Origin of the sequence: Rhizorhabdus sp., from assembly GCF_018006725.1 — a bacterium.
Taxonomy (GTDB): domain Bacteria; phylum Pseudomonadota; class Alphaproteobacteria; order Sphingomonadales; family Sphingomonadaceae; genus Rhizorhabdus.
In genome coordinates this window covers 13,534-35,729 of sequence record NZ_JAGMXV010000020.1, presented here as the reverse complement: position 1 = coordinate 35,729, position 22,196 = coordinate 13,534, and the positions used below count along the sequence as shown (strand labels likewise).

The 22,196-nt window shown below is 66.1% G+C and carries 20 protein-coding genes and 1 pseudogene; 9 read left to right on the top strand and 12 right to left on the bottom strand.

Going from position 1 to position 22,196, the window contains the following annotated elements; translation table 11 throughout:
- Positions 1–418 (top strand): arginine N-succinyltransferase (locus KAY22_RS05170; RefSeq protein WP_296620768.1); only part of this gene is annotated, 418 nt, incomplete at its 5' end.
- A gap of 2 nt (positions 419–420) precedes the next feature.
- Positions 421–1,830, top strand: coding sequence for a succinylglutamate-semialdehyde dehydrogenase (astD, locus tag KAY22_RS05165; RefSeq protein WP_296620780.1), 1,410 nt, complete (start codon positions 421–423; stop codon positions 1,828–1,830).
- Here astD and KAY22_RS05160 read toward each other — a convergent pair.
- Genes KAY22_RS05160 through cyoA form a run of 7 tightly spaced genes read right to left on the bottom strand, consistent with a single transcriptional unit; the run spans position 1,827 to position 8,613 of the window.
- Positions 1,827–2,360, bottom strand: coding sequence for a response regulator transcription factor (locus tag KAY22_RS05160; RefSeq protein WP_296620766.1), 534 nt, complete (start codon positions 2,358–2,360; stop codon positions 1,827–1,829). The genes astD and KAY22_RS05160 overlap by 4 nt on opposite strands.
- The gene (locus KAY22_RS05155; RefSeq protein WP_296620764.1) at positions 2,357–3,664 is read right to left on the bottom strand and encodes an ATP-binding protein; all 1,308 of its coding nucleotides are present in this window, start codon (positions 3,662–3,664) and stop codon (positions 2,357–2,359) included. The genes KAY22_RS05160 and KAY22_RS05155 overlap by 4 nt, the downstream gene beginning before the upstream one ends.
- Positions 3,665–3,667: 3 nt before the next feature.
- Positions 3,668–4,366, bottom strand: a complete 699-nt coding sequence (locus KAY22_RS05150; RefSeq protein ID WP_296620779.1) for an SURF1 family protein — start codon at positions 4,364–4,366, stop codon at positions 3,668–3,670.
- Between the two features lie 2 nt (positions 4,367–4,368).
- Positions 4,369–4,758 (bottom strand): cytochrome o ubiquinol oxidase subunit IV, encoded by a 390-nt coding sequence (cyoD, locus tag KAY22_RS05145; RefSeq protein WP_296620762.1) that lies wholly within the window; start codon positions 4,756–4,758, stop codon positions 4,369–4,371.
- Entirely contained in the window at positions 4,755–5,381 is a 627-nt protein-coding gene (gene cyoC, locus KAY22_RS05140) for a cytochrome o ubiquinol oxidase subunit III (RefSeq protein ID WP_296620759.1), read from the bottom strand. The genes cyoD and cyoC overlap by 4 nt, the downstream gene beginning before the upstream one ends.
- A gap of 2 nt (positions 5,382–5,383) precedes the next feature.
- Positions 5,384–7,390, bottom strand: coding sequence for a cytochrome o ubiquinol oxidase subunit I (gene cyoB, locus KAY22_RS05135; protein WP_296620756.1), 2,007 nt, complete (start codon positions 7,388–7,390; stop codon positions 5,384–5,386).
- Between the two features lie 17 nt (positions 7,391–7,407).
- On the bottom strand, positions 7,408–8,613 hold the full coding sequence (gene cyoA, locus KAY22_RS05130; RefSeq protein ID WP_296620777.1) for a ubiquinol oxidase subunit II: 1,206 nt from the start codon (positions 8,611–8,613) through the stop codon (positions 7,408–7,410).
- Between the two features lie 163 nt (positions 8,614–8,776).
- On the opposite strand from cyoA, the gene KAY22_RS05125 reads away from it, so the two are divergent.
- From KAY22_RS05125 to KAY22_RS05110, 4 genes are all read left to right on the top strand, one after another.
- Positions 8,777–10,102: an MFS transporter gene (locus KAY22_RS05125; RefSeq protein ID WP_296620754.1), complete on the top strand. Its 1,326-nt coding sequence runs from the start codon at positions 8,777–8,779 to the stop codon at positions 10,100–10,102.
- Between the two features lie 254 nt (positions 10,103–10,356).
- The gene (gene cofH / locus KAY22_RS05120) at positions 10,357–12,615 is read left to right on the top strand and encodes a 5-amino-6-(D-ribitylamino)uracil--L-tyrosine 4-hydroxyphenyl transferase CofH (protein WP_296620774.1); all 2,259 of its coding nucleotides are present in this window, start codon (positions 10,357–10,359) and stop codon (positions 12,613–12,615) included.
- The gene (gene npdG, locus KAY22_RS05115; RefSeq protein WP_296620752.1) at positions 12,612–13,268 is read left to right on the top strand and encodes an NADPH-dependent F420 reductase; all 657 of its coding nucleotides are present in this window, start codon (positions 12,612–12,614) and stop codon (positions 13,266–13,268) included. Before cofH ends, npdG begins: the two co-directional genes overlap by 4 nt.
- A gap of 167 nt (positions 13,269–13,435) precedes the next feature.
- Positions 13,436–14,767, top strand: coding sequence for a methyl-accepting chemotaxis protein (locus KAY22_RS05110; RefSeq protein ID WP_296620749.1), 1,332 nt, complete (start codon positions 13,436–13,438; stop codon positions 14,765–14,767).
- 180 nt (positions 14,768–14,947) lie between these two features.
- On the opposite strand, the gene KAY22_RS27905 is transcribed toward KAY22_RS05110, so the two are convergent.
- Positions 14,948–15,019 (bottom strand): hypothetical protein, encoded by a 72-nt coding sequence (locus tag KAY22_RS27905; protein ID WP_366514064.1) that lies wholly within the window; start codon positions 15,017–15,019, stop codon positions 14,948–14,950.
- Positions 15,000–15,266: pseudogene (locus KAY22_RS27900) on the bottom strand (BLUF domain-containing protein); the annotation flags it as partial. The pseudogene KAY22_RS27900 and the gene KAY22_RS27905, both read right to left, overlap by 20 nt.
- A gap of 140 nt (positions 15,267–15,406) precedes the next feature.
- Between KAY22_RS27900 and KAY22_RS05100 the strand changes: the two are divergent.
- The 3 genes from KAY22_RS05100 to KAY22_RS05090 are packed head-to-tail and all read left to right on the top strand — an operon-like array spanning position 15,407 to position 19,458.
- Positions 15,407–17,221: an ABC transporter ATP-binding protein/permease gene (locus KAY22_RS05100; protein ID WP_296620771.1), complete on the top strand. Its 1,815-nt coding sequence runs from the start codon at positions 15,407–15,409 to the stop codon at positions 17,219–17,221.
- A 44-nt stretch (positions 17,222–17,265) separates the two neighbouring features.
- A complete protein-coding gene (recQ, locus tag KAY22_RS05095; RefSeq protein WP_296620745.1) occupies positions 17,266–19,032 on the top strand; it encodes a DNA helicase RecQ in 1,767 nt (588 codons plus the stop codon).
- A 9-nt stretch (positions 19,033–19,041) separates the two neighbouring features.
- Entirely contained in the window at positions 19,042–19,458 is a 417-nt protein-coding gene (locus tag KAY22_RS05090) for a TIGR01244 family sulfur transferase (RefSeq protein WP_296620744.1), read from the top strand.
- A gap of 21 nt (positions 19,459–19,479) precedes the next feature.
- On the opposite strand, the gene KAY22_RS05085 is transcribed toward KAY22_RS05090, so the two are convergent.
- From KAY22_RS05085 to KAY22_RS05075, 3 genes are all read right to left on the bottom strand, one after another.
- Positions 19,480–20,172 carry an endonuclease/exonuclease/phosphatase family protein gene (locus KAY22_RS05085; RefSeq protein WP_296620742.1) on the bottom strand — a complete coding sequence of 231 codons (693 nt, stop codon included), beginning with the start codon at positions 20,170–20,172 and terminating at the stop codon, positions 19,480–19,482.
- Between the two features lie 158 nt (positions 20,173–20,330).
- Entirely contained in the window at positions 20,331–21,680 is a 1,350-nt protein-coding gene (locus KAY22_RS05080; protein ID WP_296620741.1) for an ammonium transporter, read from the bottom strand.
- Between the two features lie 14 nt (positions 21,681–21,694).
- Entirely contained in the window at positions 21,695–22,033 is a 339-nt protein-coding gene (locus tag KAY22_RS05075) for a P-II family nitrogen regulator (protein WP_296620740.1), read from the bottom strand.
- Positions 22,034–22,196: the final 163 nt, after the last annotated feature.

Sequence of the window (22,196 nt, the reverse complement as noted above, 5' to 3'; positions counted from 1 at the left end):
CGACGGCCAGTTCATCCTCGACCTCGCCCCGCGCCACCCGATCTATGTCGAACTGATCGACGGCGAGGCCTGTCGCGCGATCGGGCGCGTCCACCGCGACGGCGAGGCGGCGAAGCGGCTGCTGGAGCGCGAGGGGTTCGAGGCATCGGGCCTGATCGATATCTTCGACGGCGGGCCGACGATGACCTGCGGCCGCGACAATCTGCTCACGTTGCGCGCCAGCCGCGTCGCTCGCGTCGGCATCGGCACGCCCGACATCGACGCGGTACCGCATCTTCTCTCGACCGTCGGCATCGACGCCTTCCGCGCGGTGCAGGCGCATGCGACGGTGCATGAGGACGTCGCGACGATCGATGCCGACACGGCCCGCGCGCTGGGCGTCGGCGACAACGACCGGATCAGGATCAGCAACGGATGACGATGATGGAAGAACTGGTATCGACCGACCCCGCCAGCGGCGCGATCGTCTGGCGCGGTGCCGTCTCCGGCCCGGCCGACGTCGCCCGCGCGGTCGCAGCTGCCCGCGCGGCGTTGGGCGCATGGCGCGCAGCCCCGGCCGAGGAGCGTATTGCGGTCGCCAAGCGCTATGCCGCGATACTCGGTGAGCGTCGCGAGGCGCTTGCCGAACTGCTGTCGCGCGAGACCGGCAAACTGCTGTGGGAAACCCGCGCCGAAATCGGCTCGATGATCGGCAAGGTCGACATATCGATCGCGGCGATGGCCGAGCGCGCGGGCGAGCGCGCGGCCGACATGTCCTTTGGCCGCGCCGTCCTGCGCCATCGCGGGCACGGCGTCATGGCGGTGCTGGGGCCGTATAATTTTCCCGGCCATCTGCCGAACGGCCACATCGTGCCCGCGCTGCTCGCGGGCAATGCAGTGGTGTTCAAGCCGTCCGAACTGACCCCCGCGATCGGCGAAGCGATGGTGGCTGCCTGGCAGGATGCCGGCCTGCCCGCCGGACTGCTGGGCATCGTCCAGGGCGGCCCCGACACGGGGCGCACACTGGTCGCGTCGAATATCGACGGACTGCTGTTCACCGGATCGCCGCAGGGCGGCGCGGCGCTGCGACGCGCGCTGGTCGACCGGCCGCATGTGATCATGGCCCTCGAACTGGGCGGCAACAACCCGCTGGTCGTGTGGGATTCGCCCGAGGATGCCGCCTCGATCATCGTCAATTCGGCCTTCGTCACGACCGGCCAGCGCTGCTCCTGCGCACGGCGGATCATCGTGCCCGAGGGGCCGATGGGCGACCGGATCGTGGAAGCTCTGGAAGCGCTGACGGCCCGGCTCCCGATCGCGGCCTGGGACGAAGCCGGCGAGGCCTTCATGGGTCCGTTGATCTCCGCGCCCGCAGCCGACCGCGCGCGCCAGGGCGTCGCGGCGATGGTCGCCGCCGGCGCCCGCACGATCCGCAGCTTCGACCGCATTCCCGGCCGCTCCGATGCCTTCGTCACGCCCGCCATCCTCGACACGACCGGCATCGCCCTGCCCGACGAGGAAATCTTCGCGCCGGTCGCGCAGATCATCCGGGTACCCGATTTCGACGCCGCGATCCGCACGGCCAATGACACCGTCTATGGCCTGTCCGCCGGTCTCGTCAGCGCCGACGCAGCCCTGTGGACCCGCTTCGTCGAGGAAAGCCGCGCCGGGGTCGTCAACCGCAACCGGCCGACGACCGGGGCCGCAGGCAATATGCCGTTCGGCGGGCTCGGCGCGTCGGGCAACCATCGGCCGAGCGCTTATTATGCCGCCGACTATTGCGCCTATCCGATTGCCAGCTTCGAGGCCGATGGCGTCGCGGCGGTGCCGGTCAACGGCCTCGCACTCTAGCGAAGCTGCCGCTTCTCCAGCTTCCGGGCCAGCGTGCGGCGGTGCATGCCCAGCCGGCGGGCGGTTTCGGAGATGTTGAAGTCGGTTTCGACCAGCGTCTGGTGGATATGCTCCCACTCCAGCGTCTTGATCGAGGACTGGCGCCCCTCGACGACGGCATCGGGATCGCCCTCGGTCTTGGCGAAGGCCGCCTCGATGTCGTCGGTGTTCGACGGCTTGGCGAGATAATAGGAGGCGCCGAGCTTGATCGCCTCGACCGCCGTGGCGATGCTGGCAAAGCCCGTCAGCACGACGATCTTCATCGCCTCGTCCAGCGCGCGCAGCGTCTGCACGCAGACCAGCCCCGATGCGCCGCCCAGCTTGAGGTCGACCACAGCGAAGCCCGGACGGTGCGTCGCGAGCAGCTCGACCAGTTCCTCATGGCTGTGCGCGACGATGACGCCATAGCCGCGCCGCTCGAAGGAGCGCTTCAGGGTGCGGGCGAAGCCGGTGTCGTCCTCGACGATCACCAGCAATTTCTGGTCGGTCATGTCCGCGCCTCCTTGCCATAAGCGAGCGCCGCGATCGGCAGGCGCACGCGCACATAGGCCCCGCCCCCGTCGCGGTTGCCCGCCTCCGCCTCGCCACCAAGCTTGCGCACGACGTTGACCAGCAGGAACAGGCCCAGGCCTCCGCCGGGCTTGCCCTTGGTCGATCGATAGGGCTGGCCGAAGGAAGACAATATGTCGGACGCGAAGCCCGGCCCCCGGTCGGCGATCTCCAGGATCAGCGCGTCCTGCTCGCGCGTCGCGGTGATGCCGACCCAGTCGGGCGAGAAGTCGGCCGCATTGTCGATGATGTTGCCCAGCACCTGCTTGAGTGCGGGGTCGGAAACAATCGGCACATCCTCGCCGAAGCGGTCGACATAATCGATCCCGCCCGCGCGGCGGATGGTGCGCCATTCCTCGACGATGCCGTCGAGGAAACTGCGCATCGTCGTGACCGCAGGCGCCACCCCGCGTGCCTCGCCCGCAGACATCAATATGCCGCTGACGATCGCCTTGCAGCGCTGCACGGCGGCATCCATGTCGGCCAGATCCTCGCGCAGGTCGGGGTCGTCGGCCAGCTTCGGCATCCGCTTCAGGTCGCCGATCAGCACCGACAGCGAGGAGAGCGGCGTGCCCAGTTCGTGGGCTGCGCCGGACGCCAGCAGGCCCATGCGAACGATATGATCCTCCTCGGCGGCACGCTGCCGCACCTTGGCGAGCGAGGAATCGCGGTCGCGCAGGTTGCGGCTGATCCGCGCGACGAAGGCCACGAGCAGCACCGCGATCAGTGCGAAGCAGACCACGCTGCCCTGCAGATAGAGGTGCATCGGATCCTCCGCGAAGCGCCCCGGAAGTTCGAGCGGTTGCGGATCGAGCGACAGCGCGGTCAGAGCAAGGAAGGTCGCGGCGACGATACCCCAGGACGAGCGGGGTTCGAGCAGGATGGCGCCGATCACGACCTGCAGCAGGAACAGCGATGTAAACGGATTGTCGAGCCCGCCGCTATGGTGAAGCTGCCAGGCGAGCGCCGCCACGTCGATCAGCAGCGCGATCGTCAGTTCGGCGTTGGAGACCGCGCCGCGTCGCTGGATGAGCGGCCAGCTGACAAGATTGATCGCCGCGAGCAGTGCGGGGACAACCAGAAGGGGAACGAGAGGGATCCGAACGTCCAGCAACCCGTGGACGACCGCGATCGTGAACAACTGCCCACCGACCGCGATCCATCGCAGCTGGAGCAGAAGCTCCATGTTGCGCCGGCCGGTGTCGTCGCCACCGCTGGGCCAGCCCTGCCGGACATCTTCCGCCATGCTTCAGTCCGCCCGGCGGCGGCGGAAAAGGTGCCCAGCAGTCGCGGCGGACATCAGGGCCATGATGAACCAGGTGAGCGCATAGACGGCATGGTTATCCGAAAAGCGGATCACCGTCAGCCCGCCCACTGGGCCATCCTTGCCCGACAGGCGGTCGGCGTCGATGAAATAGGGCGCGACCGGACCCAGTTTCGCCGCGCGGGCGATTGCGACCACGTCGCGCGAATACCAGCGACCGGTCACCGGATCATTGGCGCGCAGGAAACCGCCCCCGGGTTCGGTTGGACGCAGCAGGCCGGTCAGCACAACCGCACCATCGGGGCGCCAGTGCGCCCGCCCCTTGTCGTCCTGTGCCACGAAGCCCCTGTTGACCAGGATGGTGAAGCCCGCATCGGTATCGAACGGGGTCATTACCCAATAACCGGCGCCGAGGTCACTCACGGCGCGGACCAATATGTCGGCACCGGGCCGATAGCGGCCCCTCGCCACAATGCGGAGATAGGCGAGGTCGGTCACGTCCAGCGACGTAAGCCTGCCCGGCGCGGGCGGCGCCACCGGAGCGGCGTGAACCCGCCCCTCGACGGTCGCGATCAACGCATGTTTCCACGCGCGGCGCTGGACCTGCCAGACGCCGAGCCCCACGAAAACCAGCACGAGCGCCAGCAGGACGAGCGCAGCGCCCGTCCGTGCCGGGCGGCGCATCGTCACGGCATCTGGCTCATATCGTGCGGCATCGGCATCATATTGGTGTTGAGGTGGTACATCACCCATAGCGACCCGGTGAGCATGATCACCACCAGAATCAGGGTGAACACCAGCGCGGTCATCGTCCAGCCGCCTTCCGACTTGCCGTTCATGTGCAGGAAATAGACCATGTGGACCACCATCTGCACCACTGCGAAGGCGACGATCAGCGCCGCCGTGACGCCCGCAGGAAAGGGCCGCGCCATGACCAGCCAGAAGGGGATGGCGGTCAGCAGGGCCGACAGCAGGAAGCCGATGACATAATCGCGCATCGTGCCATGGCCACTGCCGCCATGTTCGCCGTGATGCGGATCGGCGTGCCCGTGTACGGGGCTGTGGTCGGCGCTCATCGCAGCATTCCCATGAGATAGACGAAGGTGAAGACGCCGATCCAGATGACGTCGAGGAAGTGCCAGAACAGGCTGAGGCACATCAGGCGGCGCTGGTTCGCCTGGATCAGACCATGGCGCGACACCTGCACCATCAGCGTGACCAGCCAGATCGTGCCGAAGGTGACGTGCAGCCCGTGCGTGCCGACCAGCGTGAAGAACGCCGACAGGAAAGCGCTGCGCTGTGGCGTCGCACCGATATGGATCAGGTGGTGGAACTCGTAGAGCTCGATGCCGAGGAACACCGTACCGAAAAGGCCGGTGACCGCGAGCCAGCCGAGCACCGCCGACTTCGCGCCGCGCTGCATCGCCAGCATGGCAAAGCCATAGGTGATCGACGAGAAGAGCAGCATCGCGGTGTTCACCGCGACCAGCGGCAGGTCGAACAGGTCCTTCGGCCCGGGACCGGCGGCGAGATTGCCGCCGAGCACCGCATAGCAGGCGAACAGGATCGCGAAGATGAGGCAGTCGCTCATCAGATAGATCCAGAAGCCCAGCATCGTGCTGTGGCCCTCGGGATGCGCATGCTCGTCGAGGTCGTAGAAGCTCACCGGTCCGGCAGCGGTCATGGCCTGATTCTGCATCGTCATGCTCCCTGCGCCGCGAGCTGGCGCGTCCGCACCGCTTCGGCCGCCTCGACGGTCTCGACGGGGATGTAGAAATCGCGCCGATAGTTGAAGGTGTGGACGATCGCGACGGTGAGCAGCGCGAGGAAGCTCAGGCCGGCGAGCCACCACATGTACCAGATCAGGGCGAAGCCGCAGACCGCGCTGAGCCCGGCGAGGATGATGCCGGTGCCGGTGTTGCTCGGCATGTGGATCGCCTTGAAGCCGGCCACCGGACGCTCCGCGCCCCGCGCCTTCATGTCGTACCAGGCGTCGAGCGAGTGGATCACCGGCGTGAAGGCGAAATTATAGTCGGGCGGCGGCGAACTGGTCGCCCATTCGAGCGTGCGCGCGTTCCAGGGGTCGCCGCTCTCGTCGCGCAATTCCTCGCGCTTCCAGATGCTGACCGCGAACTGAACCAGCATGGCACCGATGCCCGCCGCTATGATCACCGCGCCGATCGCCGCGACGACGAACCAGATCTGGAGCGAGGGGTCGTCGAACACGCGCATCCGGCGGGTGACGCCCATCAGGCCGAGGACATAGAGCGGCATGAAGGCGAGCCAGAAGCCGACGACCCAGCACCAGAAGCTGATCTTGCCCCAGAAGACGTCGAGCTTGAAGCCGAAGGCCTTGGGCCACCAGAAGTTGATCGCCGCGAACAGGCCGAACAGCACGCCGCCGATGATCACATTATGGAAGTGCGCGATCAGGAACAGCGAATTGTGCAGCACGAAGTCGGCCGGCGGCACCGCGAGCAAGACGCCGGTCATGCCGCCCACGGTGAAGGTCACCATGAAGGCGATCGTCCACATCATCGGCAACTCGAAGCGGATGCGCCCGCGATACATGGTGAAAAGCCAGTTGAAGAGCTTGGCACCCGTCGGGATCGAGATCACCATGGTGGTGATGCCGAAGAAGCTGTTGACGCTGGCGCCCGATCCCATGGTGAAGAAGTGATGCAGCCAGACGAGGTAGGACAGGATCGTGATGACGATCGTCGCATAGACCATCGACGTGTAGCCGAAGAGCTTCTTGCCCGAGAAGGTCGAGGTGACCTCGGAGAAGACGCCGAACAGCGGCAGGATCAGGATGTAGACCTCGGGGTGACCCCAGATCCAGATCAGGTTCACGTACATCATCGGGCTGCCGCCGAAGTCGTTCGTGAAGAAGTTGGTGCCGACATAGCGGTCGAGGCTGAGCAGCGCGAGAACGGCGGTCAGCACCGGGAAGGAGGCGACGATCAGCACATTGGTGCAGAGCGACGTCCAGGTGAACACCGGCATCTTCATCATCGTCATGCCCGGCGCGCGCATCTTCAGGATCGTCACGACGAGGTTGATGCCCGATAATGTCGTGCCGACGCCCGCGATCTGCAGCGCCCAGATATAATAGTCGACACCGCTCGCGGGACTGTAGGCGATGCCCGACAGCGGTGGATAGGCGAGCCAGCCGGTCTGCGCGAACTCGCCGACGAACAGCGAGCACATGACCAGACCCGCGCCCGCCGCCGTCATCCAGAAGCTGAAATTGTTGAGAAAGGGAAAGGACACGTCGCGCGCGCCGATCTGCAGCGGCACGACATAGTTCATCAGACCGGTGACGAAGGGCATCGCCACGAAGAAGATCATGATCACGCCATGGGCGGTGAAGATCTGGTCGTAATGATGCGCGTTGAGATATCCCTCGGACCCACCGAAGGCCATCGCCTGCTGGAGGCGCATCATGATCGCATCGGCGAAGCCGCGCAGGAACATGATCAGGCCGAGCACCATATACATGATGCCGATCTTCTTGTGGTCGACGCTGGTGAACCAGTCGCGCCACAGCCAGCCCCAGAGCCGGTAGCGCGTGATCAGGCCGAGCACGGCCGCGCCGCCGATCAAGACCGCGACGAAGGTAGCGACGACGATCGGCTCGTGCAGCGGCAGCACGTCGAGCGAAAGCCGCCCGAAGATCGGATCGATCGGTGTGGGAGCGGACGTCATATTCTCTTTCCCGGTGATCAGGACGCGCGACGCGGCGCGGACAGGGTGGTGTTGCCAGCCAGCGTCAGCAGCGGCGACGAAGCGCCGGGGCGGCTGAGGTTGAAGCCCTTCAGCGGTGCCAGGCTGGTCAGCTTGACGGCCTCCTCCGCCTGCTCGCGCGGCTTCATCGGGACGCAGGTCGCAGCCACCATCATCGGCTGCGCCGTCGTGGCGAAGGGAACCGTGCCCCGGCCGGCGAACTTGTCATATTCGAGCGCACGGACATTGTGGATGCCGGCCAGCCCCATGCCGCCGCGCGCGTCGATCGCCATCATGTCGCGCATGCACATCTTGCCGGGCTCGACGCAGAGATTGACGACCGCGTCGAACAGGCCCTGCTCGACCGCGGCATAATGACGCACCGGCTCGCGCTCGCTGGGCCGCTCGAGCTTCAGATAGGTTGCACGGTCGAGGCGCACGGGCGCCCGGCGTGCGGCCTCGGCCCAGGCCGCAAAATCATGCTCGCTCAGGCCCTTCACGCGGAAGCGCATAGTCGAGAAGCCGGCACCGCTGTAATTGCCCGAGAAGCCTTCGTAGGTGCCCGCCGTGTTCAGCACCGCGTGGAGCTTCGTTTCCATCGCGGGCATCGCATAAATTTGTCCAGCGAGCGCCGGCACGTAGAAGCTGTTCATTACCGAGGAGGCGGAGATGCGGAAGCGGACCGGGCGATCGACCGGCAGCGCCAGTTCGTTGACCGTGGCGACGCCCTGTTCGGGATAGATGAACAGCCATTTCCAGTCGAGCGCGACGACCTGAACGTCGAGCGGCCGGACCTCGGCGGCGACGGGCTTGCCCGGCGCGGTCCGCGAGATCGGGCGCCAGGGATCTAGCAAGTGCGTTCCCACCCAGGTCAGCGCGCCGAGGCAAATGATGATCAGCAGCGGCGCCGACCAGATGACCAGTTCGAGATGGGTCGAATGGTCCCAGTCCGGCTCGTAGCGCGCCTCCTTGTTGGCCGAGCGATATTTCCACGCGAAGAGCAGCGTCAGCGCGATCACGGGCACGATGATCAGCAGCATCAACAGGGTCGACATGACGACCAGCCGCCCCTGCTGCATTGCAACATCGCCAGCGGGGTTGAGCACGACCATGTTGCACCCCGACAGGAGTGCCGCAGCGGAAACCAGCGGCAGACGCTTGGAAATCTGCCAGAGGACGGTGAGTCGGCGCGATCGTTCGGACATGAGGCGCAGGTAGGACGGTGCTGCTGCGACGCACATAGGACATTTTGTCCAATCCCTTTGCGCAGGATCAATGACCGATAAGCGGACGTCCGGCGGAGCGATTCGCGGGAGCATGGATCATGGCCTGCTGGTGTCCGGTCGCGGCACCCCGAGGAGTCGAAGGATGAGTGCGCAGTCGATCAACGGCACGACCGCGGAGCGCGATGCCCGCAGCCTTCACGGCGGCCACCACAAGGTGGCGCCGGGCGAGATAGCGGTCGGCGTGGTCATCGGCCGCACCTCCGAATTTTTCGACTTCTTCGTCTATGCGATCGCCTCGGTGCTGGTCTTTCCGAGCCTCGTCTTTCCCTATGTCGATGCGCTGACGGGCACGCTCTATTCCTTCGCCATCTTCGCGCTGGCCTTCGCCGCGCGGCCGGTGGGAACGCTGATCTTCACCAATGTCGACCGGCTCTACGGGCGCGGTGCCAAGCTGACGATTGCGCTGTTCCTGCTCGGCGGGTCGACGGCGGCCATCGCCTTCCTGCCCGGCTATGAGACGATCGGCCACGGCTCCGCCCTCCTCCTCGCGCTGTTCCGCATGGGGCAGGGTGTCGCGCTGGGCGGATCGTGGGATGGCCTCGCCTCCCTCCTCGCCATCAACGCGCCCGAGAAGAAGCGCGGCTGGTATGCGATGATCCCGCAGCTGGGCGCGCCGATTGGCCTGGTCGTGGCGAGCCTGTTGTTCACCTTCCTGATCGCTTCGCTGCCGGCGCAGGACTTTCTCGCCTGGGGCTGGCGCTACCCCTTCTTCGTGGCTTTCGCGATCAACGTGGTGGCGCTGTTCGCCCGCCTGCGCATCGTCGTGACGCCCGAATATGACACGTTGTTCGAACGCCGCGAACTGCAGCCCGCGCCCCTGCTCGAAACCGCGCGCACCGAATGGCGGACGATCACGCTCGGCGCCTTCGCTCCGCTCGCCAGCTTCGCCATGTTCCACATGGTCACTGTCTTCCCGCTGTCCTGGGTGTTCCTGTTCACCGAGGACAGCCCCACCCGCTTCCTGCTGATCGAAGCGGTCGCCGCCTGCTTCGGCATCGCCGCCATCGTCGCTTCGGGCTATCTCGCCGACCGCTTCGGCCGCCGTACCGTGCTCGGCGCATCGGCCGCTGCCATCGCCGTGTTCAGCGGCTTCGCCCCCCAGCTGCTCGATGCCGGCGAAACCGGCGAGACGATCTTCATGCTGCTCGGCTTCGTTCTGCTCGGCCTGTCCTTCGGCCAATCTTCGGGCGCGCTGTCCTCACGCTTCTCGCCGCGCCACCGCTACACGGGATCGGCGCTGACGTCGGACCTCGCCTGGCTGTTCGGCGCCGGCTTCGCGCCGCTCGCCGCGCTCGTCCTCGCGAGCCAGTTCGGCCTGCTGTCGGCAGGCACCTATCTGCTGTCGGGCGCCGCTGCGACGCTCGTCGCGCTGTGGCTCAACCGCGAGCTTGCCGAGACGATCGAATAGGCCTCCACGGGTATCGCCGCAGCCCGACGATACCGCGCCCGCTCACCAGATGATCCCGCGCGCCGGTTCGCTCCGGCGCGCGGTTGACAAGGCTTCCCGCCCTCCCCCAGCACTGACGCAGGCACCGGAATGGCGCAAAAGCGCGGCCGGGGCTCCGACGAGCAAGCATGGGCGAGGATGTGAGGAGCAGCAGCGAAGGCCGTGCCAACGCAGCCGAATGGGACGACCGTCTGGCCGTCCTGCCGCTGGCGACCATGATGGCGATGGCCGAAGCGGCAACGCTCGAGGCGCAGGGCCCGGTCGTCACCTATTCGCGCAAGGTCTTCATTCCGCTCACCCGGCTGTGCCGCGACGTCTGCCACTATTGCACATTCGCCACGACACCGGCCAAGGCCGGCCCCGCCTATCTGAGCCCCGAGACAATCCGCGAGATCGCCCGTGCGGGCGTCGCCGCCGGGTGCCGGGAAGCGCTGTTCACGCTGGGCGACCGGCCCGAGGACCGTTATCCGGCGGCGCGCGAGGCGCTGGCGGCGAGCGGGCATCGGTCGACGCTCGACTATCTGCGCGACATGGCGGCGATGGTGCTGGCGGAAAGCGGACTGCTGCCACATCTGAACCCGGGCCTGATGGACGCCGCCGATTATGCCGCGCTGCGCCCGGTTGCCGCATCGATGGGCCTGATGCTGGAAAGCAGCGCCGACCGCCTCTGCGAGCGCGGCGGTCCGCATTTCGGCTCCCCCGACAAGCGCCCCGCCGCGCGCCTTGCCGCGATCGAGGAGGCCGGCAAGGCATCCATCCCCTTCACCACCGGTCTGCTGATCGGCATCGGTGAGACGCGGCGCGAGCGGATCGAAACGCTGGTCGCGATCCGCGACCTCCATGCACGCTACGGCCACATCCAGGAGGTGATCGTCCAGAATTTCCGGGCGAAGCCGGGGACGCGCATGGCAAGGCACCCTGAGCCCTCGCTCGACGACCATCTGTGGACGATCGCCGCCGCGCGGCTGATCCTCGGCGGGGCGATGACGATCCAGGCACCGCCGAACCTGCACGACGAGGTCGCGCTCGCAGCTCTCATCGGCGCAGGCGTCAATGATTGGGGCGGGGTGTCGCCGGTGACCCCGGACCATGTGAACCCCGAAAAGCCCTGGCCGCACCTCGACGCGCTGGCGGAGGCGACGGCGCGCGCCGGGCGCAGCCTGCGCGAGCGGCTGGCAATCGGCCCGCGCCACGCACTCGACGTCGATCGCTGGGCCGATCCGGCGCTGGCCCCGCGCATCCGTCGCGCCATCGACGGCCGGGGCCTGCCACGGACCGAGGACTGGGCGCCCGGTACGGGGGAGACGCCGCCCGCCTTGCCCCGCAGCCGGCGCGGGCGCAGCCGGCGGATCGACGCAGTGCTGGGCAGGGCAGCTTCGGGCGAGATGCTTGGAGACGCCGACATCACGGCGCTGTTCGGGGCGGAAGACGGCGACCTGCACGCGGTCCTCGCAACCGCCGACCAGCTGCGCCGGCAGGCCGTCGGCGAGACCGTCACCTATGTCGTCAACCGCAACATCAACTACACCAATATATGTCTATACAAATGCGGCTTCTGCGCTTTTTCCAAGGGATCGACGCGATCCGAGCGCGGCCCCGCCTATCGCCTCGATCTCGACGAGGTCGGACGTCGCGCAGCCGAAGCCTGGGATCGGGGTGCGACCGAAGTCTGCCTGCAGGGCGGCATCCACCCCGCCTTTGACGGGCGGACCTATGTCGACATCGTCCGGGCGGTCCGGGCCGCCGCGCCCGATATCCACATCCATGCCTTCTCCCCGCTGGAGATCAGCCATGGCGCCGAGACGCTCGGCCTGCCCGTGCAGGATTATCTGGCGCGGTTGCGCGCCGAGGGCCTGTCGACCCTGCCCGGCACTGCCGCCGAAATCCTCGCCCCCGAGGTCCGGGCGATCCTTTGCCCCGACAAGCTGAGCGCCGACGCCTGGCTCGAGGTGATGCGCGCCGCCCATGGCGTCGGCCTGCGCAGCACGGCCACGATCATGTTCGGCCATGTCGACCGCTACGAGCATTGGGCCGGTCACCTGATCCGGGTCCGCGCGCTGCAGACCGAGACGGGCGGCTTCACCGAGTTCGTTCCCCTGCCCTTCGTCCATATGGAAGCGCCGATCTGGCGCAAGGGCCTGGCCCGGTCGGGTCCGTCCTGGCGCGAGACGCTGCTGATGCACGCGGTCGCCCGGATCGTCCTCCACCCGGTCATCCCCAACATCCAGGCGTCCTGGGTGAAACTCGGCGCCGACGGCGTCCGCCGACTGCTGGATTGCGGAGTGAACGACCTGGGCGGGGTCCTGATGGACGAGTCGATCACCCGTGCGGCAGGCGGTGCCAATGGACAATGCCTCGACCGCGAAGCGATGATCGCGCTCGCCCACACAGCCGGACGGACCATCGCGCAACGCACCACCTGCTATGATCGCGTCGAAGAGCGACGCTCTGCCTCTCTGGAGTATCAGCCATGACCTCGACCCCATCGATCGCCATAGTCGGCGGCACCGGCAAGCTGGGTGCCGCGATCGCCTACCGCCTCGGCCGCGCCGGCTATCGCGTGATCCTGGGGTCGCGCGATCCGGCCAGGGCTGCCGCGACCGCAGGCGAACTGGGCGTGGAAGCTGCCGACAGCAACGCCGACGCTGCGACGGCAGGCGACATCGTGATCGTCGCCGTTCCATTTGCCGCCCAGGACGCCACGTTGGCCGAGATCGCGCCGCATGTGGCGGGCAAGATCGTCGTCGACACCACCGTCCCGCTCGTCCCCCCGAAGGTCATGCGCGTGCAGATGCCGCCAGAGGGCAGTGCGGCCGTGCGCGCAGCAGGCCTGTTGGGCGAAGGCGTGCGCCTCGTGTCTGCCTTTCACAATGTCGCCGCGCACAAGCTCGCTTCCGATGCCGACATCGGCTGCGACGTGCTGGTATTCGGCGACGACAAGGACGCCCGCGGAGAGGTCGTCGCGCTGGCGGATGCGATGGGACTGCGCGGCCTCCATGGTGGGGCTCTGGTCAACTCGGCTGCAGCCGAAGCGATGACGTCGATCCTGATCTTCCTGAACAAGACCTATCGGGTGGACGGCGCCGGAATCCGGATCACCGGCACTTTGACACCACCAGAGGCCTAACCGCCCGTCCGGATCGGAAATAGGTCCATTTTGGTGCGAATTTGCAGTTTTTTGCGTAAAACTACGTAGCTTTGAAAGGAAGCCTTTACGACTTTGGTCTTAGGTCGACCTGCCGTGTGACGGGGTGGGTTGTACGGCGTTCACGAAACGATCGCCGGAGATGTATCATGATCCGTTGGTTCGCGAAGAACGCGCCCATCCGACAAAAATTCGATGTTCTGATCTGCGCCTTCCTGATCTGTACTGCCGCGACGGGGCTTGGCGTCATGCTGCTCGGCCCGACCCATATCTGGGCGGCCATGCTGGTCCTCGGCGTCGGGGCTGTGATGACGCTGGCGACGGCGCTCTATGCCAAGGCGCTGATCTGCGACCCCTATGTCACGACGGTGGTCCGCATGGAGGGGCTGGCCGATGGGGATCTCGCCACGCCGATCGCGTTTCGCGATCATGGCGACTGTGTGGGCCGCATGGCAGCAGCCATGGAAATCTTCCGCAGCAATGCGGAGAATCTGCGGGCGTCGGAAGAGCATATGCAGACTTTCGCCGAGGCGCAGCGCCATGTCGTGAAGGATGTCGGGGATTCGCTGCGCCGACTGGCGGACGGCGATCTGCGGTGCCGGATCAACCATCGCTTTCCGCAGGAATTCGAAGCGCTGCGTACCGACCTCAACCGGACGATCGACAGCCTCGCCGAAACGCTTGAGGCGCTGTCGTCGGCGAGCGACGGGGTGCGAACGGGATCGCAGGAAATCCGCCGCGCATCCGACGACCTGTCCTTCCGGACCGAGAGGCAGGCTGCGAGTCTGGAAGAAACCAGCGCCGCACTGACGGAATTGTCGACCTCGGTGGCGCAATCGGCCGACGAAGCGCGCAAGGCGGCGACACTGGTCGGCGACATACAGAGCCAGGCAACCGAAAGCGAAGGCATCGTCCACGCTGCCACCGCGTCGATGAACGGAATCGAACGCTCCTCACGCGAGATATCGGAGATCATCAGTGTCATCGAAGGCATCGCCTTCCAGACCAATCTGCTGGCGCTCAATGCCGGAGTCGAAGCGGCGCGCGCCGGCGAGACGGGCAAGGGCTTCGCAGTCGTCGCATCGGAGGTCCGCGCGCTGGCCCAGCGGTCCGCCGATGCGGCACAGGATATCGCCGCCAAGATCGTCGCAAGCTGCCGCGAGGTGAACGAAGGCGCCCGCCTGGTCGCACAGGCCGGTGACGCGCAGCAGAAGATCATCGCGAAGATCGGCGACATCACGACGGTCGTCCGGGCGATCGCCGCGACATCCGACTCCCAGGCGACCGGTCTGTCCGAGATCAATGTCGCGATGAACGAGCTCGACCAGGTGACCCAGCAAAATGCCGCGATGGTCGAAGAAGCGACCGCTGCGGCCTACAGCCTCGGCCAGGAGGCCGATCAGCTGGCGCAGCAGATGGGACGCTTCACGATCGACAACCGCAACGCGCGGTCGGATTTCAGGCTGCGGGAAGCGGCCTGACGCTCGACACCCCGATCCTCTGGAACAGAAAAAGGGGCGGAGCCGGTCGCGGCTTCGCCCCTTTTCCTTACCCAGTCGTGGTTTGCGGTCAGGCCGATCCGCGCACCCGCGCGAAGCTGCGCAGTGTCGCCTTGATATTGGGATCCTCGATCATGTCGGTCAGCTGGTCGACCTGCTCGATCATCGACCCCGTACCCATGATGGGCCCGACGACCTGGCTCGCCATCGCCCAGGGGCCGAACTGGCGCTCACTCACCTCTGCGCGGTTGAGCTGCACGACCGCACGATGGCGCGGATCGCCCTGAATTCTCTCATAAGTCCGGGCGACTTGATCTGCAGGCCCTTCCAGCGCCTGCAAAAAGCGCTTGCCGTCGAAGATCAACAGGCCGGTCACGCCATCGACCGCATTGCGCCGACGCGAGGTCTGCAAAATGGACTCGACGTCCGACAACTCCAGGGTCGATCGGGCTGTACTGATATAAACCAATTGCAGAAACATATCGTCCTTTCGCGACATAGCGCGTCCGATTGCACCTAATGCGATCGTCATCCTTACCTTTGTATGAAGTTGCTTCGCGTGCAAGATTGCCAGTGCGGCGGCCTTCCCTGAAACGCTTGGGCATCCTATCTTCCTATCCGATGCCTCCCGATCATTTTTCCGCCTCCACCGCCGCCCCCGAACAGGGATGGGCGACACTGAAACGCTTCCTGCCCTATTTGTGGCCCAAGGATGCGCCGATGCTGCGGCTTCGCGTGGTCATTGCCATGATCATGGTGCTCGCGGCCAAGGGAGCGGTCCTGCTGATGCCCTTTGCCTATAAGGCAGTGGTCGACCGGATGGCGCCGGGGTTCGAGCCCGGCGTTATGATCGCGCTCGCGCTGGTCGCGGCCTATGCGGGAGCCCGCTTCGGCGGTGTGCTGTTCGACAATCTGCGCAATGCCATCTTCGAGCTGGTCGGGCAGGATGCGGCCCGCCGGCTGTCTGTCGAGGTGTTCGGGCAGTTGCACCGCCTGTCGCTGCGCTATCATCTCGAACGGCGCACCGGCGCGCTGACCAAGATCGTCGAACGCGGGACCAAGAGCATCGACACGATGCTCTATTTCCTGCTGTTCAACATCGGCCCGACGATCTTCGAGCTGACTGCGGTCTGCCTGATCTTCTTCTTCAAATTCGGCATCGAACTGGTCGTCGCGACGCTGCTGGCGATCGCCGCTTATACCGTCTTCACCCAGAAGATGACCGAATGGCGCGCCAAGATGCGGCGCGAGATGGTAGAATCCGACACGCGCGCCTCGGCCCGGGCTGTCGACTCCCTGCTCAATTACGAGACCGTCAAATATTTCAGCGCAGAGCGGCGCGAGACCGAGAATTATGGCCGCGCCGTGGCGGCCTATGCGACGGCTGCGACGCGCAACGAGACTTCGCTGGCCCTGCTCAACGTCGGCCAGGCGCTGATCACCAACCTGATGATGGCGGGCGCCATGGGCTATAGCGTCTATGGCTGGAGCCGGGGCTGGTTCTCCCCCGGCGACGTCGTCTTCGTGAACACGATCTTGATGCAGCTGTTCCGTCCGCTCGACCTGCTCGGCATGGTCTATCGCGAAATCCGGCAGGGTCTGATCGATATGGAGGCGATGTTCCGCCTGATCGACACCCCCGCCGAGGTGGTCGACCGGCCAGGTGCCCCCGCGCTGTCGGTGCAGGGCGGCATGGTGCGGTTCGACGACGTCCATTTCGCCTATGATCCCGAGCGGCCGATCCTGAAAGGGATCGACCTGCGGATTCCGGCCGGCGGTACGCTGGCGGTCGTCGGGCCCTCGGGTGCCGGCAAGTCGACGCTCGCCCGGATTCTCTACCGCTTCTACGATATCAGCAGCGGCCGGGTGTTGATCGACGATCAGGACATCGCCGGGGTGACGCAGGATTCGCTGCGTCGCGCGATCGGTATCGTTCCGCAGGACACCGTCCTGTTCAACGACACGATCGGCTATAATATCGGCTATGGCCGCGAGGGCGCGACCCAGACGGAGATCGAGGCGGCGGCGCGCGGTGCCTCTATCCACGAGTTCATCCTGTCGTTGCCGCAGGGCTATGCCACCAAGGTCGGCGAACGCGGGTTGAAATTGTCGGGGGGTGAGAAGCAGCGCGTCGCCATCGCGCGGACCCTGCTCAAGAACCCGGCGATCCTGATCCTGGACGAGGCGACCAGCGCGCTCGACAGCCGGACCGAGGCCGATATCCAGTCGACCCTGCGCAATGTCGAACAGGGGCGCACGACGATCGTCATCGCGCACCGCCTGTCGACGATCGTCCATGCGGACGAGATCGTCGTCCTCGAAGCGGGGCAGATCGTCGAGCGCGGCACGCATGCCGATCTCATGGCGCGCGACGGCCTCTATGCCGAAATGTGGATGCGCCAGGCGAGCGAGTCCGAGGAGCGCGAGGCGGCCTGAGACGGCGGGTTTGACCTGAGCCCCCAGCCCAGTAGAAGACCGCCATGCCAACCCCGCTGGAAGCCCTGCAACAGACCTTCGGCTATGCGCAGTTCCGAGGGCGCCAGGCGGATGTGATCGATCGGGTGATGGCCGGGCTCGGCACGCTGGCGGTGATGCCGACCGGCGCGGGCAAATCGCTCACCTATCAGATCCCCGCGCTCTGCCGACCGGGTACCGGCCTCGTCATTTCACCGCTGATCGCGCTGATGCACGATCAGGTGCGCTCGGCCGAAGCCGCCGGGATCAGGGCTGCCGCCCTCACCTCGGCCGACGACAATCGCGACGAGACGATCGACCGGCTGCGCTCGGGATCGCTCGACCTCCTCTACGTCGCGCCCGAACGGGTGTCGTCCGACGGCTTTCGCCGACTGATCGCGCAGATCCCGCTCGCGCTGGTCGCGATCGACGAGGCGCATTGCGTGTCCGAATGGGGCCACGACTTCCGCCCCGACTATCGCCTGCTGCGCGGCCTGCTAGATGCGCACGCCGACGTGCCCCGGCTGGCGCTGACCGCGACCGCCGACCGGCACACCCGCGACGACATCCTTGCGCAGTTGGGCATCGACCGTGACGGGCTGATCCTCGCCGGCTTCGACCGGCCCAATATCCGCTATGGCATCACCCCGCGCGATGGCGTGTCCCGGCAGATCGCCAGCTTCATCGACGACAATCCGGGCCCCGGCATCGTCTATGCCCCGACCCGCGATGCGACCGAGCGGCTGGCGGCGCAGCTCTCGGCGGCGGGGCGGTCGGCGCGAGCCTATCATGCTGGCCTCGATCCCGCGATCCGCGCTGCCAACCAGAAGGCCTTCGTAGCCTCCGAGGACATGGTGATGGTTGCGACGGTCGCCTTCGGCATGGGGATCGACAAGCCCGACGTGCGCTTCGTTGCCCATGCCGGCCTGCCCAAGTCGATCGAGGCCTTTTATCAGGAGACCGGCCGCGCCGGCCGCGACGGAGAGCCAGCGGCCACTCAGCTTTTCTGGGGCGCCGAGGACTTCGCCCGGGCGCGCCGCCGGATCGAGACCGATGTAGAGGAAAGCCGCCGCGCGGGCGAACGCCAGCGGCTTAACGCCATGGCGATGCTGGTCGAGGCACCGACCTGCCGCCGCGCCATCCTGCTCGCCCATTTCGGGGAAGACCCGCCCGAGCACTGCGGCAATTGCGACAATTGCCTCGCTCCGCCATCGGGCATCGATGCCACCGTGGTCGCGCAGAAGCTGCTCTCCGCCGCCTTCCGCACCGAGATGCGCTATGGCGTCACCCACCTGACCGACGTGCTGAGCGGGCGCGAAACCGAGAAAATCCTGATGGCCGGGCACAACCGGCTGTCGGTGTTCGGGATCGCCGACGAGGCCGAACTCAAGCTGATCAAGCCGGTTGCCCGTGCCTTGCTGGCGCGCGACGCGCTCCGCGCCGACGAATATGGCGGCCTGTCCTTCGGACCCGCCGCGCGCGGCATATTGAAGGGCGAGGACAAGGTCCCCCTGGTCCTGCCGCCCGAGCGCAGCCGCAAGCGGCGCCAGCGTGGGGGTGAGGATCATCCGCACGATCCGCTGTTCGAAAAGTTGCGCGAACTGCGCCGCGACCTTGCCCGCGCGCAGGGCGTGCCGCCCTATGTCGTCTTCAACGACGCGACGCTGCGCGAGATGGCGGCGTTCCGCCCCGAGACTCTCTCTGGTCTCGGCCAGATATCGGGCGTAGGGGCGAAGAAGCTCGAGACCTATGGCGAGGATTTCCTCGCCGTCATTCGCACGCACGGGGAGTAGGAGACCGCCATGTTCCGCAAGATCGACGACAGCATTTCGGTCGCACCGCAGATCAGCGTCGAGGATGTCGCGGCCGCCGCCGCGCAGGGCTTCCGCATGGTGATCAACAACCGCCCGGAACAGGAAGAGCCGGGCCAGCCTTCGGGCGACGAGATCCGGGAAGCCGCCCGCGCGGCCGGGCTCGCTTATGTCGCCATCCCCATCACCCATGGCGGCTTCTCGCTCAACCAGGTCGAAGCGATGCGCGATGCGCTGGCGAAAGCCGGTGGGCCAGTCCTGGCTTTTTGTCGGTCGGGCACGCGGTCGACCTTCGTCTGGGCGCTGGCGCGTGGGCTGGAAGGCGAAGATGCCGATACGCTTGCCGCCAAGGCCGCTGCTGCCGGCTATGACATCTCCCCGATCAAGCCGCTGATCGGTCCGCGCTGACGATGCGATCGGGGACGGCGTTCAGTCGATCCAGTTGACCTTGGCCCAGACCGGCAGGTGATCCGACGCCAGCCGGGCACGCTCGCTGCTGTGCACGCCGCTTGCCACCAGATGCAGGTCGGGGGTCAGGATGATCCGGTCCAGGCAACCGACCGGGCGTCGGCTGTGATAGCTGCGGCCGAGCGGGACGACATGATGCCCGTCATCGAACTCGCGCATGCAACCGCCATTGAGCGACCATTCGTTGAGATCACCCATCAGCACCGTGGGCATGGCAGGTCGACCGCGCACCTGCTCGATCACTGCACGAACCTGCCGCCGGCGCCACAGTCCCGACAGGTCGAGATGCATGCCGACAATGCGGAGCGGCTTGCCGCCGATGGAAAGCTCCGCCAGCACCGCGCCGCGCGGCTCGAGCCTGGGCAGGTCTATCGGCGCATAGTCGACGATATCGACCGAGTGGCGCACGAGAATGGCGTTGCCGTGCCAGCCTATCCCGCCGGGCCGGATATCGAATGGAACCGCCTTATATTCGCCCTGTGCGATCAGGTCGGTCGGCAGCGCACTCTGTCGCGCGCCGAAACGGCGGTCCGCTTCCTGCAAGGCGACGACGTCGGCGCTCACCTCGTGCAGCACGTCGAGGATGCGGTCCGGACGTCGGCGGCGATCGGTGCCGAGGCCCTTGCGGATATTGTAACTGGCAACTGTGATCATCTCTGGTCCGACATGTAGGGGACCGGACCGGGGTCCGCACCGCGTGTTTGCACGGATAGAACAAAAAAAGGGCCGGAGGGTTGCCCCACCGGCCCAAGTGCGTTCGCAGGAGGAACGTCCGGAGGGGCCGCCGCTGCGGGCGGCCCCAATTCGTGAAATCAGAGGTTGTAGGCGCGCTCGCCATGCTCCGCGATGTCGAGGCCTTCGACTTCGGCTTCGGGGCTGACGCGCAGGCCGGTGACCAGCTTGGCGATGAAGATGGCGATCGTGGTACCAACAGCCGCCCAGACAATGGTGGCAGCGACTGCGAGCACCTGTGTCACCAACTGTCCGCCGATCGAGAAGTCGGCACTACCCGGACCACCGAGCGACGGGGCATAGACGATGCCCGTGCCGATCGCGCCGACGATGCCGCCGACACCGTGGATCCCGAAGGCGTCCAGCGAGTCGTCATAACCGAGCATCGGCTTGATCTTGGCGACCGCGATGTAGCAGATCAGCGAGGCAACGGCGCCGAGGACGATCGCACCGAAGGGGCCCGAATTGCCCGCGGCCGGAGTAACCGCGACGAGGCCGGCGATGATGCCCGAGCAGAAGCCGAGCGCCGAAGGCTTGTGGCCGAAGAGCTTCTCGACGACCAGCCAGGACAGGCCGGCAGCGGCGGTGGCGACGAAGGTGTTGATCATCGCGAGGCCAGCCGAACCATTGGCTTCGAGCGCGGAGCCGGCGTTGAAGCCGAACCAACCCACCCACAGCAGGCCGGTGCCGACGAAAGTAAGCGTCATGGAGTGCGGCGCCATGACTTCCTTCATGTAGCCGATACGCTTGCCGAGAATGATGCAGGCGACCAGAGCCGAAACACCCGCGTTGATGTGGACGACGGTACCACCGGCGAAATCCAGTGCGCCCATCTCGAAGAAGAGACCACCAGCAGCCCAGACCATGTGGGCTACCGGGAAATAGACGATGGTGAGCCACACCAGCGCGAAGACCATGACCGCCGAGAACTTGATGCGCTCGACCACCGATCCAAGGACCAGCGCAACGGTGATCGCGGCAAAGGTCATCTGGAAGCAGACGAACACATATTCGGGGATGACAACGCCATCGCTGAAGGTGGCAGCGGTCGAGTCGGCATTGATGCCGGCGAGGAAGAGCTTGCCGAAGCTGGAGATAAACGGCTTCAGGCCATCCGATGCATCGGGACCAAAGGCCATGGTATAGCCCCAGATCACCCAGACGATCATCGCGAGCGCGGCTGCAGCACCGATCTGCGTCATGACCGACAGCATATTCTTCGTGCGGACCAGACCACCGTAGAACAGCGCGAGGCCGGGGAGGATCATGGCGAGGACGAGAACGGTCGAAACCATCATCCAGGCGGTGTCGCCCTTGTCGGGCGTCGGCGCGGCGGCTTCAGCAGCCTCCTGCGCCCAGGCGGGCATCGCGGTCAGCGCGGTAACGGCAAGAGCGCCGAGACCAGTTGCGAGCTTGTGGTGAAGCTTCATGTTTCCCCCTATTCTCAGAGCGCGACGTCGTCGGTCTCGCCGGTGCGGATGCGTACGGCCTGAGCGACGTCGAGGACGAAGATCTTGCCGTCGCCGATGGCGCCGGTGTTCGCGGACTGCTGGATCGCCTCGACGACCCGACCCGCCAGATCGTCGGTCGTGGCGACCTCGATCTTGATCTTCGGAACCATGTTGGTGCTGTACTCGGCCCCTCGGTAAATCTCGGTCTGACCCTTTTGCCGCCCGAAGCCCTTTACTTCGGTGACGGTCATCCCCTGCACGCCAAGGCCCGACAGCGCCTCACGCACCTCGTCCAGCTTGAACGGCTTTATGATGGCAATGACGAGTTTCATTACGCCTCCCTCTGTTCAGCCCGTCTTCTGCTTCGCAAAAGCCGTGCCAAATTGAGGAGGCGCTGGATTCCTTGGAGAATCCTATCCGCTGACCGGAGAGGGAACCAAAAGCGGCGCGGAGAGTTTGATCATTTGTTAAGCCCTGCCCGTTTTTTAGGCAGGC